Raw genomic sequence first — 15175 nt, 5'->3', positions numbered from 1 at the left:
CATGCTCAGTCTGCTTCGCCCGCACCGGTTGTCGATGACGGTGAGTCTGCTTCTGCTCGGCGCCGCGACCGCGCTCATTCTGATTCAGCCGCTGCTGGCAGGCCGCCTCGTGGAGCGCGCGACCGCTGGCTCGGCCGATGTCGGGTCGGCCGTCGTGCTGGTCGTCATGCTCGTCGGCTACCTCGCAGTCGAGGCGTCAGCCCATTTCCGACTCGACCGCACCGGCGAGAAGATTGTCTTGACGTTGCGTGACGACTTCACCAATCACGTTGTCCGCCTGCCCATCGGGCTGCTGGACCGCGCCCGCACCGGTGACCTGCTGGCCCGCGGAACCAGCGACGCAGGCATGCTGCGCGATATGCCGCGCGCCGTCGGCGATGTGCTGTTCGGCGTGATGACTCTGCTCGGTGCGGGCATCGTCATGTTGTCGATCGACGCGGTCACCGTCGGTATCGCGGTGGCCATCCTGGTGCTCGCGTTTGTCGTGGGCAACCCGTTCCTCTCGCTGATACAACGGGCATCCCTGAATCGCCAAGCGGCACTCGGTGATTACACGGCAGGGCTGGACCGGGCGCTCGGCGCGGCGCGCACCGTGAAACTGTTCGGCGCCGAGGACCGCGAAGCGCGTTCCATCAACGCGACCGCGCGTGCCGCGTACCACGCCGGCGTGCGCATCGCATCCTCGACCGCCATCAACATCTCCGTCATTCGCCTCGGCGTCACCGGCGCGTTCCTGGCGATCATGATCATCGACGGACGCCGCGTCGCCGACGGCACTCTCGGCGTCGGCCAATTGGTCAGCCTGCTCGCCTTCGCCGTATACGCGATCTTCCCGATCACCGCTGCCTTCACCGCACTCGCCACGCTGCGCACCGCGGCGGGCGCCTACCAACACCTCACCACGACCCTGCGGGAACTGCCCGAGGGCGATCCGCCGACGCTGACCGTCGCAGACGGTTCGGCGCGACGGCAGGCCCGCGCACCGTTGGTCGAATTCGACCACGTGTCGTTCTCCTACGGCGACGCACCAGTGCTCGATGGCGTGTCGTTCGCACTGCGCCACGACCAGATCACCGCGCTGATCGGCCGATCCGGTGCCGGCAAGTCAACGATCCTGGGGCTGCTGTGCCGCTTCTACGACCCGGACGCCGGCGCGCTGCGCTGGGAGGGGCAGGATTTCCGCGCCATCCCGCTTCGCGACCTACGCAGCCGACTGGGCCTGCTCGAGCAGGACGCCCCGGTGCTGCACGGCTCCATCCGCGACAATCTACTGGTCGCAAACCCCGACGCCGCCGAGGCCGACCTGTGGCTGGTGCTGGAACAGGCGAACATCGCCGACGAGATTGCCCGTCTCCCAGACAAACTCGATACCGCCGTGCTCGAACGCGGGCGCGGACTCTCCGGTGGCCAACGGCAACGACTGGCCCTGGCGCGGGCCTTGCTGTCCCGGTCAGAGCTGATTCTGATGGACGAACCCACGGCGCATCTCGACCGCGCCAACGAATACGACGTGATGACCAACCTGCTGCAGGCACGCGGCCAGCGCAGCATCCTGGTCGTCGCACACCGGCTCTCCACCGTCACGCACGCCGATCAGATCGTGGTGCTTGCGGACGGCCGGATCCAGGCCACCGGTACCCATTCCGAACTGATGGGCGTTACCGTCTACCGCGAACTCATCGAACACGAACTCGCCAACGACTAGCGAGGCAACCACGTGCTGTCCGGAATCGCGCGGCTGGCGATCGCCGCTCCGCGCCGGGTCATCGCATTGGCCGCGCTTGTCCTGATCGGGACCGCGATCTTCGGCGTTCCGGTTGCCAAGTCGCTGTCGGCAGGCGGGCAGCTCGATCCCGGCGCGGAGTCGTCGCTAGCCTCGGCGTTGCTGTCGGAGAAGTTCGGCCAGGGTGACATGACCATGTTGATCACCGTCACGGCCGACGGTGGTGCGAGAAGCCGCCAGGCCACGGCCGTCGGCACGGATCTCGTTCGGCGGCTGAAGGATTCACCGGCCGTCGAGCAGGTGCACTCCGCATGGACCGTCCCGCAGGCGGCGGCATCGTCGCTCGTCAGCAAGGACGGCACGACGGGATTGATCGTGGCCGCCATCACCGGTGGTGAAACCGGCGCACCGCTCAACGCCAAGCGTCTCACCGATGAGTTCATCGGTGACCGGGACGGCGTCCGTGTCCTGGCGGGCGGCGACGCCACCGTCTACTGGCAGGTGAACGAGCAGACGCAGAAAGACCTGCTGTTCATGGAGTCCCTCGCCCTGCCGCTGAGCTTCGTGGTGCTGGTGTGGGTGTTCGGCGGTCTGGTCGCCGCGGCGCTGCCCGTCGCTGTCGGCGTGTTCGCAATTCTGGGCGCCATGGCGTCGTTGCGGGCCATCGCGATGTTCGCCAACGTGTCCATCTTCGCGTTGAACCTCGCCGTCGCGATGGGCCTGGCACTGGCCATCGACTACACCCTGTTGATCCTCAGCCGATACCGGGATGAGTTGGCGGCGGGGCAGACTCGTGACGCGGCGCTGATCCGCACAATGGCCACGTCGGGGCGCACGGTGTTGTTCTCGGCCATGACCGTCGCGCTGGCGATGGCGACGATGGTGCTGTTCCCGCAGTACTTCTTGAAGTCCTTCGCCTACGCGGGCGTCGCCGTCGTCGCGTTCACCGCGGCCGCATCGATCATCGTCACGCCCGCGGCGATCGTCCTGTTGCACCGTCGACTCGACGCATTGGACATGGGCAGGTTGATGCGCCGTTTTCGTAGGCAGTCGGACCCCCACCCCGGCGGGTTCGGGCAATGGTTCTGGTATCGGTGGACGAAATCCGTGATGCGGCACGCCACCCCGATCGGTCTGGCGGTGATCGCGGTGCTGCTGCTGCTCGGCACGCCGTTCACCGACGTGAAATGGGGGTTCCCCGACGACCGGGTGTTGCCCGCCTCCGCGTCGGCGCGACAGGTCGGCGACCAGATCCGCAGCGAGTTCCCCGACTACGGCGTGCCAAGCATCACCGTCGTGCTGCCGGACGCGGCCAACCTGACGCGCGCCGATTTGAACCGTTACGCGGCAGCGCTGTCACGGGTACCCGACGTGTCGTCAGTGTCGCCCCCGAGCGTAGCCATGGACGGCGCCGCGTTCGTGACGGTCGACAGCACCGTAGGGCTGTATTCCGCCGCGTCGAGCGAGCAACTCGACCGACTGCACGCGGTGCCGACCCCTGCAGGCACGCCGGTGCTGTTCGCCGGTGTGGCACAGGCCAATCGCGACAGCATGCGGGCGATCGCCTAGCATCTGCCGCAGGTGCTCGCGATCATCGTCGTCATCACGGTGGTGTTGGTCTTCCTGCTGACCGGAAGCGCGGTGTTGCCCGTGGAGGCCGTGCTGATGAACGTCTTGTCGCTCACCGCCGCGTTCGGCGCGCTCGTCTGGGTCTTCCAGGAGGGGCACCTCGGCGGGTTGGGCACCGCTGCGACCGGCACCCTGGGAGTGCAACTGCCAGTCTTGTTGTTCTGCATCGCATTTGGCCTGTCGATGGACTACGAGGTCTTCCTCATCTCGCGGATCCGGGAATTCTGGCTGGCGTCGGACCGCGGGCCGACGGCGAACGGCGAAAGCATCGCGCTCGGCCTGTCCCGCACCGGGCGGGTGATCACCGCCGCGGCGTTGATCATGGTGATCTCCTTCGCCGCGTTGATGGCCGCGCAGGTGTCCCTGATGCGGTTGTTCGGCTTCGGGTTGACGGTGGCTGTCCTGATCGACGCCACCCTGGTGCGATTGCTGCTGATGCCCGCGATGATGCACCGGCTCGGCCGGTTCAACTGGTGGGCGCCAAAACCGTTGGCGCGCATGCACGTCGGGACATCCGACGTGGATTGGCGCAGGGTCTGGCGTCGTGTGCTGTTCGGTCAGAGCGGTTAGCCGGCTACCCGAGGCCGACCTTCTCACGTAGCCGCTCGACGAGGAATTGGCGGGTGGACACCGGCCGGAACGCGCGGGCGGCGGCGGTCAGCGCGTCGCGCGATGCGGCACTCAGCTCGATATCGGCTGCGGCCACGTTGAACTCGAGTTGCTCAACACTGGACGCGCCGGGAATGGCCACCACATTCGGCAGGCTGATCAGCCAAGCCAGCGCGACCTGCGCCGGCTTGGCGCCGACGTCGGCCGCCACGTCACGAAGCGTCTGCAGCAGCGGTTCCGCCCGGCGCAGGTTCTCAGTGCCGAACAGCGAGTTCATTGCCCGCGCACCGCCCGGCGGCCGGTTGTCTGCCCCGTACTTGCCGCCGAGCAGGCCCTGCGCCAGCGGGCTGTACGCGATCACCACCCGGTTCTCCCGCTCGGCGAACGGCACCAGGTCATCGAGGGCGCCCGGTCGGGCCAGTGAGAAGTCCACCTGATTGCTGATCACCGGCCTGCCGAGCGCGTCGTCGGCCTTGCGCCACCGCTCGAGCGAGTAATTGGAGACGCCCGCGGCGCCGATCTCACCGCTGTCGAGCAGACTGCGCATGCCCGGCATGATCACCGAATCGGGCACCACCGGGTTGGGTTGATGGATCTGGTACAGCGGGATCCGGTCGACCCCCAGCCGCCGCGCGCTGGCCCGCGCCCGCTGTTTGATCACCGGTGGGAACGGTGCGACCGGGAAGATCTTGCTGGCCAACACAACCGAGGAACGCTGCTCGCCGAGCGCCTCACCGAGAATGCGCTCACTTCTGCCCATCCCGTACACCTCGGCGGTGTCGAACAGCGTCACGCCCAGAGCCAACGCCCGCTGCACGATGTCCTTGGCGACGCCGGAGGCGTAATCGGCGCCGTATCCCCATTCGGTCGAACCGAACTGCCAGGTGCCCACGCCGATCCGACTGGTCCGTCCGATCCCGGCGACGTCGAGGTACTTCATGCGCCCCACCGTACTTTCCCCGGAATTCGAGTAGTGGACTACTCGTGCCGATACCGCCGAACGCAAGGAAGCTGATAGCTGCAGGCCGGGAGCGGCGGACGCGGGGGACGCCGCTCCCGGCCAAACAAGGGGGAGTAATGAGCGTTGACATCGCACCAGAGGTGACCGACCAACTGGCACGGCGGAACAAGATCCGGGCCTTCCGGGCCGGCCGGTACATCCTGATCGTCGCCAGCGGCGACCTGCCGACTCCGGGCTACGACGCGGACATCGAGCCAAGCCCGCTGCGGATCTTTCCGCAGCAGTACAACCTGCTGCAGCGCAGGCGTGCCGGAATGTGGCCGCAGGTGCTCACGCCGTACACCTATGGTGAGTTGTTCGTGTATCCCGAAGATCAGTCGGTGGTCACCGTGCATCACGCCGACGGGCAGGACGACGTCGACATCGAGCCTGCCGGCCTGGATCTCGCGGCGTTCACCAACGCGGTGTCGGCGTCGCAGGAAGCGGTCGGGGCGGTCGACGAGGCCACCGGAACGTCGTCACGGTTGAGCTTCGACGAGGCGTTCGCCGATGCACTGGCGAACCTGCCGGTCCATGAGCCGTCACATCCGGACGAGTTGACCAGCGTCAAGGTGACTGAAGTAGGCGCCCTGTTCGGCGGTATCGCCGGCTTCCGGCACCTCTACGTCAAGGTGCAGAGCACCACCGCGTGAGTTTCAAAGGCCGCGAGCGGCGACGGGGGGAACGTCGTTCGCGGCCTTTCACTGTCGCCAGGAAAGTCTCACGAGATCGCTTGTACGATCTCGCGCGTGGTCACCACCGCGGTCGCATAGTTCGGGATGTTCACGTCGAGCGCGGCGTGCATCTCCTCGTCGGAGTAGTCCGCTGTCGCGTCCCGGACCACTGTCACCTCGTAACCGAATTCGGCCGCGAATCGGACGGTCGCCTCCACACAGGTGTGCGCGATCAAACCGATGACGATCAACTTGTGGATGCCGTGCTTCTTCAACAGCACATCGAGATCCGTGTTCGCGAAACCGCTTGAGCACCAATGCTCCTGGGCTACCACGTCGCCGGGCTGCGGCTCGAACCCGGTACGCAGCTCACCGCCCCAGGTGCCGTCCTCGAAAGTCCTTCGGTTGAACGCCGCACGTTGAATCGGGGCGATGTACTTCCACGTCTCGTAATCGCCGGGCCGATATCGGTGGTGCAGCGCGTAGAAAACCCGAATGCCCGCACTGCGGGCCGTGTCGAGCACCTCCAACATGTTGGGCACGCAACCGACGGCCTCCGACACCGCCTTCAACCGATCCCATACCTTCCCGCCTTCGGAGATGAAGTCGTTATAGGGATCGATCACCACCAGGCCGGTGATGTCGTTCTCGTAGGTCACCTCGGCCATTTGGTCTCCCGTGATCGGCGATGTCGGCAAATAATGGTTCTACGCCATGACTTGACGGGAGGCAGCATGAACGTCACGGCCGGGATCGCAGCAGCCACGGTGCTCGCCGGAACCGCGGTCGGGTTCGCGGCGCCCGCGCTGGCCGAGGATTTCAGCGGAACGTTCATCCCGAACGGACCGGGCATGTCCTCCACGTGGGTGGTCACGTCCTGCGGCCCCGACTGCGCCCGGGTGTCGGACAGCAGCGGATGGTCGGCCGACGCCCACCCGTGGGGCGACGTGTGGCGCTTCGTGGTCAACCTCCCGGACGGGACGAAGTGCAACAACGACGGGGTGTTGCCGGGAACGGTCACCTTCAAAGTCGATGCGCCCCGGAACGAAGGCACGTTCCTGACGACGGACCCCGCGGTGGGATGCCAGTGGGGTCTCGCCCCGGGTTACTCGCAGCCTGTCTACTTCACGCTGACCAGGATCTGATCTGGCTTCAGAAGCCGATCCCGACGCCGAAGCCGCCCCAGTAGTCGTCGTTCGGATTCGGGCACGAAACGTCGACGTAGACCACCGCCCATGTGTTCTCGGTCGGCGGGGCGTGGTTCGGATTGTGGATCGCGGTGACCTTGCAGCGGTTCAGCGGGACCGAAGGGGTGCCGCTCACCCAGTTGATCTGAACGTCGTACCCCTGCGCCTGCAGGTCGTCGACGGTGGCGCTGGCGTCCTCCGCACCCGCGACCGGCCATACCGGCTCCGCGCGCGCGACGGGCGCAGCGCTGACCGCTGCGAGCGCGAGCCCGGCTGCGAGCATGCCGACCCTGATGGACATGGCGGTCCTCCTGGTGTCCATGATGACCCGCGCGCTGTAACAGTTCCGGTGAACCAACGATGAACTAGCAGAGTCGTAGCAACTGCTGGACCGGGCCCAGCGTTGGGGGAGTCGGCTGCGCATCGTTGAAGGAGTCGATGCACAGATGAGTGCACCGCTTGAAATCTGCGCTAAGCGAGGGGTTATCGCCGTTTTGGCGTCGGGGATGGTGATCTCGCTCACCGCGCTCACTGGGGGAATCGCACCGGCATTCGCCAAGCCGGGCAACGATCAGGTGGTCACCACCACCGCGCCGGCTCCGCAGCCGAAGGCACCCGTCGTCGAAGAGGCGGAACCGCCAGCTCGGCAGGCGCCGCAGAAGGCGCCGGAGGTTGTTCCTGAGGCGCCGAGCGTCGAGGCGCCTGCGCCGCAGCGGACCCAGCAGGCAGTCGAACCGGTTGCGCCGGTCGAGCCCGTCGCGCCGGTCGAGCCGGTGGAAGTCCAGCCGGTCGAGCCGGTGGCGCCGCCGGTCACGCAGACGACGACCGCGCCGGTGGTCACCGCCGTCGACCCTGCCTCGCCGACGAAGGCCGCTCCACCTCGACCGAAGGTCGAATCGCCGGCTCCGCGTGCTGTCGCGCCGCCGTCCTCGGAGGAGTCGCAGGAGCCCCAGGAGCCGCAGACCCAGGAGCCGAAGAAGCAGCGGGAGCCGCAGGAGGCGTCCACCGCGGAGTCCACAGAGGCGTCGAAAGCAGACTCACCTGCGCCCGCCGTCATCAGCCCTGCGCCTGCGCTGGTGGCCCCGAGTTCAGCGATGGATGACGTGCCCACCAGTGCATCGGACGCGCCGAGCACCGAAGGCAAGAGCACGGAGAGCAAGACCAGCGAGCGCAAGAGCGGCGAGCCGGAGGCGGGCGCCGCGGTGACTAGCGGTGAACCCACCGTCTCACTCACCCAGGCCGCCAAGGCCATCAAGATGGCTGAGCCTGCGACGCTGGATGCGCCGAAGGCCGACGTCGAGCTGGCCCGCAACGCGAAACCCATTGAGGTCAAAGCGGATCCGGCGCCGAAGCAAGACGTCGACGAGATGGCGAAATCGATCGGCCTCGACCTCGGTGTGAAAGGACCGTTGGGCGTCGAGGCGAGCGCAAACGCGAAGGTCGATACGAGACTGGCCAGCAGCCGGGTCTTCGATCGTCCGGTCCGGCAGTGGCGCCCGGACTGGGTGCAGTACGACGAGTACTACCGGCCGATCATCATCAACCCGTACCACGAGCGGGTGCGGATCGTGTACGTCTACCAGAACGTGCCCCGCATCGTGTGGATCCCGCCACTGGCGCGGGCGGTGCTCGAGGTGGCCCAGTTCGCGGCGTACAGCTTCACCGCTGTCGTCGACACCGCGGCCAACATCGTCAACGCGGCGGTGAACACCGCACTCAACGTCGCTGTCGGCACGTTCTTCGGAGGCGGCTACGTCCCGGCGGTCGGGCTTCCGCTGCCGCCGCCTCCGCCGCCGGTGCTGCGCTACGACAACGTGCCGGTGTTCGTGAACTATTCGAACGCCAGGTATGAGCCGTTCCGGGTGCGGCGCGTCATCGACGTCGGCGACGATCCGCAATTCGGCGAGCGCAAGGTGCTGCTCGACGGCGCGACTCCGGCATGGGGTGTCTGGACGCAGACGTCAACCGGGGAGCGGCAATTCGAGGTGCACCGGACCCAGCAGTTCCCGGGTCTCGATGCTCCGCAGGAAGCCCCGCTGCCCGGCGACTACCAGCTCAGGCTGGCGTCGGACGAGTCGCCGTCGGGGATGACCGGTCGGGACATCTTCCTGTACGCCGCCGCCGGGGTGACCGTGGCACTCGGCTTCGGCGCCATCGGCCTGGCGCTGTTCCTGGGACGCCGCAGGCCACAGCACTAACGAGTACCGCACAACGAAAGAGGGGCACCCGAAATGGGTGCCCCTCTTCGTATGTCAGTGTCAGTGGCTCTGGTGCACGCTGGTGTCGACGTGCGGAACGCTCACTGCAGGCTGGGTGATGTTGTTGACCCAACCGTGGTGGCCGATGTCGGCCTGGGCCGGACCGGCCAGCCCGAGCACTGCAGCAGCCAGACCGCTGGCGATCATGGTGGCAAACCCGAACTTCTTCATTTTCTGTCCTTCTTCGATGCCTTCGCCGGGAGGTTGTTCTCACCGGTCTGACTGCTTGAACAGCGAGGTCAAGGGTTTAATTCCGGTGGCAGTAATTGATCGACGGTTGGCAGAATCGGGTTGTGACGACTGTCACGGCAAACGCGCGAAGTGTGCCAAACCGCTAGCCGGCGCCCTTGCCGTTGTCGACGCGATACACCGCGCCATGGATGGCCGCGGCGTCGTCACTGGCAAGGAACGCAATCGCCTTGGCGACGTCGATGGTCTCCATGAAGCCGCGAGGAGAGGCGATCCGCAGAATCAAGTTCCAGTCGGCGTTCTCCGGCGCCTGGAACTCCGTGGACTGCGCGGTCGGCATGCCGCCCGGGCACACCGCGTTGACACGCAACTTCTCCTTGGTGAACTCGACCGCGAGTGCGCGGGTCAGCCCGATCAATCCGTGCTTGGCAGAGCAGTAGCCCGCCGAATACACCTCACCCTCGACGCCCGCTATCGAGGACACGTTGACGATGTTGCCGCCCGTCTCCAACAGATGCGGAAGCGCGGCACGGCACAGGTAGAACGGTCCGTTCAAATTCACCGCAAGGTCGCGATCCCACTCCTCGTCGGTCATGGTCGGCGTGTGCCGCATCTGATGAAAGCCGGCGATGTTGGCCAGGATGTCGAGCCTGCCGAATTCGGCGACGCAATCCGCGACGGCCTGCCTGCAGGCGGCGGGGTCGGCGATGTCCACCGACGCGTACTTGCCGCCCGGCACCTGTTCGAACACCGTCGCCATCCGGTCGGCGTCGCGCGCGATACCGAACACCGACGCGCCGCGTTCGGCGAACAGTTGTGCGGTCACCGCACCCAGGCCCGCGGAGGCGCCGGTGATCAATGCGACCTTGCCGTCCAGTTGTGTCATGGCAAGACCTTCTCACGAAGGCCGCGGGGTCAGACGGCGGCGCGCGGTCGTGCAGGCGGGACCGCCGCCAACAGCGCACGGGTGTACTCGTCGCGGGGATCGGCGAACAGTTGCGCGGCGGGCCGGTACTCCACGGCCTCTCCGTCGCGCATCACCAATACGTCGTGGCTCATCTGTTGGATGACAGCCAGATCGTGGCCGATGAACAGATACGTCAGCCCGAGGTCGTCCTGCAGGCTCTTGAGCAGGTCGAGGATGTGGGCCTGCACCGAAACGTCCAGCGAGGCAGTCGCTTCGTCGAGGATCAACAGTTCCGGCTCCGCCGCCAGCGCGCGGGCGATGCTCACCCGCTGCCGCTGCCCACCCGACAGTTCGTGCGGGTAACGCGATGCGAATGCCGTTGGCAGATCGACCAATTCGATCAGCTGCGCGACCCTGTCCCGCCGGGCAGCCTTATCCGTCGCGAGCCGGTGCACCCGCAGCGGTTCCTCGATCGCGTTCTGCACTCGCATCCGCGGGTTCAGCGACGAGAACGGATCCTGGAACACCAGCCCGATCTTGCGCCGCAGCGTCTTCTGCTGCTTGCCGCGCGCACCGAACACGTCGATGCCGTCCAACTGCGCGCTGCCGCCGCTCGGTTCGACGAGCCCAGTCAGCGTTGCCGCGACCGTGGACTTGCCCGAACCGGACTCCCCGACCAGGCCCAGCGTCGTGCCGCGCCGCACCTCGAACGACAGGTGCTGCACCGCATGCACGGTCGACCTGCCGACCGGTGTGGTCACTGGGAAGCGCACGTCGACCCCTTCGACCCGCAGCAGCACCGGTGCGTCGTCCGGCGCGGGCGCGGGCTCGGCGGCGCCGACCAGCGGCCTGGCGCGTAGGAGTTCACGCGTGTAGTCATGCCGCGGCCGATCGAAGACATCGAGAATCGATGCCTGCTCGACGATTTCGCCGTCGCGAAGCACGGTCACGTCGTCGGCGACCTGACCGATCACGCCGAGGTCGTGGCTGATCCACACCACCGCGGTGCCGAAATCGCGCTGTAGGTCCCGCACCAACTCGATGATCTGCGCCTGCGTCGTCACATCCAGCGACGTGGTCGGCTCGTCGGCGATCAACAGTTCCGGATCGCACGCCAACGCGATGGCGACCATCACCCGCTGCCGCTGACCACCGGACAGTTGATGCGGATACGCGTGCAGACGGGTCTGCGGATCCGGCAGGCCGACCGCCTCGAGCAGTTCCAACGCCCGGTTCTGCGCCTGCCGCCGCGTCATCTTGCGGTGTGTCTCAAGCGATTCGGTGATCTGGCGGTCCAGTGTCAGCAGCGGATTCAGCGACGTGCCAGGGTCCTGGAACACGAATCCGATCCGGCCGCCGTGCACGCTGCGCAGTAACCGCGCCGACGCGCCGACCAACTCCGTGTCGCCCACCAGCTTGCTGCTGCCTTCGACCACCGCACCGGGAGTGTCGAGTAGGCCGGTCGCGGCGAGCGCGGTCATCGTCTTGCCCGACCCCGATTCGCCGACGATGCCCAGCGTCTGCTCGCGCTGCACCTCGAAGCCGACCCCGCGGACCACCCGGCGGTCGCCAATGCGCACCCGCAGATCGCGCACGCTCAGCACCGGATCAGTCACTGCTTACCTCTCATTTCGATCATGCTGCGCTGCTTCGGATCCAGCACATCGCGCAACCCGTCGCCGACGAGGTTGAACGCCAGCACGATCACGAAGATCGCTGCGCCGGGGAACACCGCCATCCACCACGCCATCGTCACGAACCCCTGCGAGTCGAAGATCATCCGGCCGAGCGACGGCTGCGGCGGCTGGATGCCGAGCCCGAGGAACGACAGCGCCGCCTCCGACAGAATCGCGAAGGCCAGCGACAGCGATGTCTGCACGATCAGCGGTCCTGCGATGTTCGGAATGACATGGCGGCCAAGGATGTACAGACTGCCGGTGCCCATCGCCCGAGACACCTGAACATACGGTTCGACGCGCACGCCTAGCGTGCTCGCACGCGCCACCCGCGCGAAGATCGGCGTATAGACGATGCCGATCGCCAATATCGTCGTCGTGGTGCCCGGCCCCAGGATCGCGACCACCGCCAGCGCCAGCAGCAGCACCGGGAACGCGAACATCACGTCGACGACCCGCATGAACACGGTGTCGACCCAGCCGCCGCGGTAGCCGGCGACGACCCCGACCGTCACACCGACGACGACGGCGAACGCCACGCTCACCACCGCCACCCGCATCGACGCCTGAATCGCCACCAGCACTCTGGACAACACGTCGCGGCCCAATTCGTCGGTCCCGAACCAGTGTTGACCGCTGGGCGGTTGCAGCGCATTCGGGACGTCGACGTCGTTGACGCCGAACGGGACGATCCAGTTGGCTGCCACCGCCACGAACACGACGACGGCGAGCACGGCCGCGCTGACGACGGTGACGGGGTTGCGCAACAGCAGTCGCCATGATGCGACGCGTGAGGATTCGGTAGTCGTCATGCCAACCGGATCCTCGGATCGACCACCGCGTAGAGCATGTCCACCACGAGGTTGATGAGCAGGAACAGCGCGGCGATCAACAGCACCGCGCCCTGGATGACGGGGTAGTCGCGGGCCGCGACGGCGTTGTACACCAACCGGCCCAGACCCGGCCAGGCAAACACCACCTCGACCACGATCACGCCGCCGAGAATCGTCGCAAGCTGAATTCCGGTGATGGTCAATACCGGAACAAGCGCATTGCGCACGGTGTGCCGCAGCGTCACCACCCGCGGCGGCAATCCCTTCGACCTGGCGGTGCGCACGTAGCCCATCGACGCAACCTCGAGCACCGCGGACCGCACGTACCGCGTCATGATCGCCGCGGCCACCAAACCGACTGTCAGCCCGGGTAATACGATGTGGCGCAGCCAGCCGGCCGGGTCGTCGAACAGTGGACGGTAGCCCGACGTCGGCAGCCAACCCAACGTCGTCGCGAACAGCGCGATGAGCAGGATGCCCAGCCAGAAGTCCGGAATGGACACGCCGAACTGGCTGGTGACGCGAACGATCGCGTCGGATATCCGGCCCTCGCGCAGCGCCGACCAGATGCCGGCGGGCAGCGCGATGGCCAATGCGATCACGATGCCCACCAGGCCCAGCGACACGGTCGCGGGCAACCGTTCCAGCAGAGTGACGGTGACCGGGTCGCCGTTGCGGAAGCTGACGCCGAGATCACCGGTGAGCGCCGAACCGATGTAACTGAAGAACTGCTCGACGATCGGGCGGTCCAGTCCGCTCGCCGACCGCAGCGCGTTGTATGCCTCCGGGGTATAACGCGTGCCCAGCGCGATGCGGACCGGGTCGCCTGGCACCAGATGGACGAGTGCGAACACCACCACGAGCACACCCAGCAGGACCACGGCGGAGTACAGCAGTCGACGGGCAATGAAGCGGGTGACCGGACGGGAGAGCACGTTTCTCACGCGGCGCCACCCGGTGCGACGGTCGCGGTACTGAACCGGACCGCGCCGTCTCGCCGCGCCTCGTAACCCGACAGTCGCTTCGTCCACGCCTGGATCACCGACGGGTTGTACAGGTACAGGTAGCTGACCTGATCGGCGATGATGGTCGCCGCCTTGGCGTAGTCGCCGGCGCGCGCGTCGCGGTTGATTTCGACGCGTCCGGCATCGAGCAGTCGGTCGACCTCCGGATTGGAGAACTTCTGCGCGTTGCTGCTGCCGTCGGTGTGGTGCTGTGCGTAGTAGAAGTCGTCGGGGTCGATGTTGCCCAACCATCCCATCATCAGCATGTCGAAGTGGCCGTTGTTCTGTTCGTCGAGCCAGGTGGCGAAGTCGACCGTGCGAATGTTCACCGTGATGCCAAGCGGGGCAAGGTTATCCGCGATGATCTGCGCCGCGGTCACCGTCTCCGGGTATTCGGTGGTGACCAGCATGTCGAGGTTCTTCGGGCTGGCGCCGGCCTCGGCCAACAAGCTCTTGGCCTTGTCGATGTCGCGACGGTAGGTGTCATAGGGCGTGTACCACGGGTTGCCTTTGGGGATCGCCAGTTGGTTGGCGACGGCCGTGCCGTAACTGGTCGCCTGCACGATGGCGTCGCGGTCGATGGCGTAGGCGATCGCCTGCCTGACGCGGACATCGTTCCAGGGGGAGCGGGCCTCGTTCAGCGCGAGATACCAGTAGTCATTGCTCGGCGTCGCCGCCAGCGTGATCGAGTCGTCGTCCTTCAGAGTCGCAACCCGTTGCGGCGGAATTGAATCCGTCCAATCGATTTCGCCTGCCTGCAGCGCTGACAGCGCCGTCGACGCTTCTGGGATGAATCGGAACGTGACACCCGAGATTTTCGGCGCCCCAGCCCAGTATGTCGGGTTCGCCTTCAGCGTGATCGAGTCACCGCTCTTCTGGCTCGTGAACTTGAACGGCCCGGTGCCTACCGGATGCGTGGCGATCTGGCCGCTCTCCACATTGCGGCGCTGCACGATCGCCACCCCTTTGAAACCGCCGAGGTTGGTCAGCAGGTTCGGGGTCGGGTGCTGCAGCGTGATCCGCACCGTTGCCGGGTCGAGCGCGGTGACATCGGTGACGGCGCTGAACTTGTCGGAGTTGGCCAGCTTCTCATCGATGATGCGGCGATACGAGTACACGACGTCGTCGGCGGTGAACGGGCTGCCGTCGTGAAAGGTGACGCCGCGGCGCAGGTGGAACGTCCACGCCAGTTGGTCGGGACTGACGTCCCACGACTCGGCGAGCGCGGGCCGCATCTCGAGGTTCGAGTCCGGTGCCACGAGAGTGTCGAACACGTTCTCCAGGACCTCGAAGGAGAAGTACGCGCTGGTCTTCTGCGGATCGAGTTGATCGGGTTCGCCCGCGATCGCCGCGACCAGGTTGCCGGACGAATCGTCGCCGAGATCAACCCTGGAACCCGTCGAACAGCCGGTCAGAGCGGCGACCATCCAGAGCACGACACAAAGAGCGGTCAAAACCCGCACGCCGCTCTTTACCCCGGCGACGG

At 66.5% G+C, this 15175-nt stretch carries 13 protein-coding genes and 1 pseudogene; 5 read left to right on the top strand and 9 right to left on the bottom strand.

The annotated features are described in order from the left end of the window. The first annotated feature begins 1 nt into the window (after window position 1). Both C1A30_RS06290 and C1A30_RS06285 read left to right on the top strand, forming a co-directional pair. Window positions 2–1705, top strand: coding sequence for an ABC transporter ATP-binding protein (locus C1A30_RS06290; RefSeq protein ID WP_101947327.1), 1704 nt, complete (start codon window positions 2–4; stop codon window positions 1703–1705). 12 nt (window positions 1706–1717) lie between these two features. After that, window positions 1718–3922 (top strand): annotated as a pseudogene (locus C1A30_RS06285) (MMPL family transporter). A 4-nt stretch (window positions 3923–3926) separates the two neighbouring features. On the opposite strand, the gene C1A30_RS06280 reads toward C1A30_RS06285, so the two are convergent. Further along, a complete protein-coding gene (locus C1A30_RS06280; RefSeq protein ID WP_101947326.1) occupies window positions 3927–4901 on the bottom strand; it encodes an aldo/keto reductase in 975 nt (324 codons plus the stop codon). Window positions 4902–5038: 137 nt separating this feature from the next. Between C1A30_RS06280 and C1A30_RS06275 the strand changes: the two genes are divergently transcribed. Then, complete coding sequence (locus tag C1A30_RS06275; RefSeq protein WP_142392556.1) at window positions 5039–5614, top strand: hypothetical protein; 576 nt, start codon at window positions 5039–5041, stop codon at window positions 5612–5614. Window positions 5615–5682: 68 nt separating this feature from the next. Here the strand turns inward: C1A30_RS06275 and C1A30_RS06270 are convergent, their stop codons facing one another. Continuing rightward, entirely contained in the window at window positions 5683–6303 is a 621-nt protein-coding gene (locus C1A30_RS06270) for an isochorismatase family cysteine hydrolase (protein WP_101947324.1), read from the bottom strand. A gap of 66 nt (window positions 6304–6369) precedes the next feature. Here C1A30_RS06270 and C1A30_RS06265 point away from each other — a divergent pair, with 66 nt between their 5' ends. Beyond that, entirely contained in the window at window positions 6370–6780 is a 411-nt protein-coding gene (locus C1A30_RS06265) for a hypothetical protein (RefSeq protein ID WP_101947323.1), read from the top strand. A 7-nt stretch (window positions 6781–6787) separates the two neighbouring features. On the opposite strand, the gene C1A30_RS06260 is transcribed toward C1A30_RS06265, so the two are convergent. Next, window positions 6788–7123 (bottom strand): hypothetical protein, encoded by a 336-nt coding sequence (locus C1A30_RS06260; RefSeq protein ID WP_101947683.1) that lies wholly within the window; start codon window positions 7121–7123, stop codon window positions 6788–6790. Between the two features lie 145 nt (window positions 7124–7268). Here C1A30_RS06260 and C1A30_RS35740 point away from each other — a divergent pair, with 145 nt between their 5' ends. Continuing rightward, a complete protein-coding gene (locus tag C1A30_RS35740) occupies window positions 7269–9020 on the top strand; it encodes a hypothetical protein (RefSeq protein WP_101947322.1) in 1752 nt (583 codons plus the stop codon). Between the two features lie 60 nt (window positions 9021–9080). Here C1A30_RS35740 and C1A30_RS35735 read toward each other — a convergent pair whose 3' ends face one another. From C1A30_RS35735 to C1A30_RS06230, 6 genes are all read right to left on the bottom strand, one after another. Next, window positions 9081–9251, bottom strand: a complete 171-nt coding sequence (locus C1A30_RS35735; protein ID WP_200828172.1) for a hypothetical protein — start codon at window positions 9249–9251, stop codon at window positions 9081–9083. 163 nt (window positions 9252–9414) lie between these two features. Beyond that, window positions 9415–10155 carry an SDR family NAD(P)-dependent oxidoreductase gene (locus C1A30_RS06250; protein WP_101947321.1) on the bottom strand — a complete coding sequence of 247 codons (741 nt, stop codon included), beginning with the start codon at window positions 10153–10155 and terminating at the stop codon, window positions 9415–9417. Between the two features lie 29 nt (window positions 10156–10184). Next, window positions 10185–11792 carry an ABC transporter ATP-binding protein gene (locus C1A30_RS06245; RefSeq protein WP_101947320.1) on the bottom strand — a complete coding sequence of 536 codons (1608 nt, stop codon included), beginning with the start codon at window positions 11790–11792 and terminating at the stop codon, window positions 10185–10187. Further along, entirely contained in the window at window positions 11789–12664 is an 876-nt protein-coding gene (locus tag C1A30_RS06240) for an ABC transporter permease (RefSeq protein ID WP_101947319.1), read from the bottom strand. Before C1A30_RS06240 ends, C1A30_RS06245 begins: the two co-directional genes overlap by 4 nt. Further along, the gene (locus C1A30_RS06235) at window positions 12661–13629 is read right to left on the bottom strand and encodes an ABC transporter permease (protein WP_101947318.1); all 969 of its coding nucleotides are present in this window, start codon (window positions 13627–13629) and stop codon (window positions 12661–12663) included. The genes C1A30_RS06240 and C1A30_RS06235 overlap by 4 nt, the downstream gene beginning before the upstream one ends. Next, a complete protein-coding gene (locus tag C1A30_RS06230) occupies window positions 13626–15116 on the bottom strand; it encodes an ABC transporter substrate-binding protein (protein WP_101947682.1) in 1491 nt (496 codons plus the stop codon). Before C1A30_RS06230 ends, C1A30_RS06235 begins: the two co-directional genes overlap by 4 nt. Between the last annotated feature and the right edge of the window lie 59 nt (window positions 15117–15175).

Origin of the sequence: Mycobacterium sp. 3519A, from assembly GCF_900240945.1 — a bacterium.
Classification (GTDB): Bacteria; Actinomycetota; Actinomycetes; order Mycobacteriales; family Mycobacteriaceae; genus Mycobacterium.
This window is presented reverse-complemented; position numbering and strand designations above follow the sequence as displayed.

What these genes read in the sequence shown, in the direction of transcription:
- C1A30_RS06290 (WP_101947327.1), top strand. Translation starts at nt 2, where the DNA reads ATGCTCAGTCTGCTTCGCCCGCACCGGTTGTCGATGACGGTGAGTCTG.
- C1A30_RS06280 (WP_101947326.1), bottom strand. Translation starts at nt 4,901, where the DNA reads ATGAAGTACCTCGACGTCGCCGGGATCGGACGGACCAGTCGGATCGGC.
- C1A30_RS06275 (WP_142392556.1), top strand. Translation starts at nt 5,039, where the DNA reads ATGAGCGTTGACATCGCACCAGAGGTGACCGACCAACTGGCACGGCGG.
- C1A30_RS06270 (WP_101947324.1), bottom strand. Translation starts at nt 6,303, where the DNA reads ATGGCCGAGGTGACCTACGAGAACGACATCACCGGCCTGGTGGTGATC.
- C1A30_RS06265 (WP_101947323.1), top strand. Translation starts at nt 6,370, where the DNA reads ATGAACGTCACGGCCGGGATCGCAGCAGCCACGGTGCTCGCCGGAACC.
- C1A30_RS06260 (WP_101947683.1), bottom strand. Translation starts at nt 7,123, where the DNA reads ATGTCCATCAGGGTCGGCATGCTCGCAGCCGGGCTCGCGCTCGCAGCG.
- C1A30_RS35740 (WP_101947322.1), top strand. Translation starts at nt 7,269, where the DNA reads ATGAGTGCACCGCTTGAAATCTGCGCTAAGCGAGGGGTTATCGCCGTT.
- C1A30_RS35735 (WP_200828172.1), bottom strand. Translation starts at nt 9,251, where the DNA reads ATGAAGAAGTTCGGGTTTGCCACCATGATCGCCAGCGGTCTGGCTGCT.
- C1A30_RS06250 (WP_101947321.1), bottom strand. Translation starts at nt 10,155, where the DNA reads ATGACACAACTGGACGGCAAGGTCGCATTGATCACCGGCGCCTCCGCG.
- C1A30_RS06240 (WP_101947319.1), bottom strand. Translation starts at nt 12,664, where the DNA reads ATGACGACTACCGAATCCTCACGCGTCGCATCATGGCGACTGCTGTTG.
- C1A30_RS06230 (WP_101947682.1), bottom strand. Translation starts at nt 15,116, where the DNA reads ATGGTCGCCGCTCTGACCGGCTGTTCGACGGGTTCCAGGGTTGATCTC.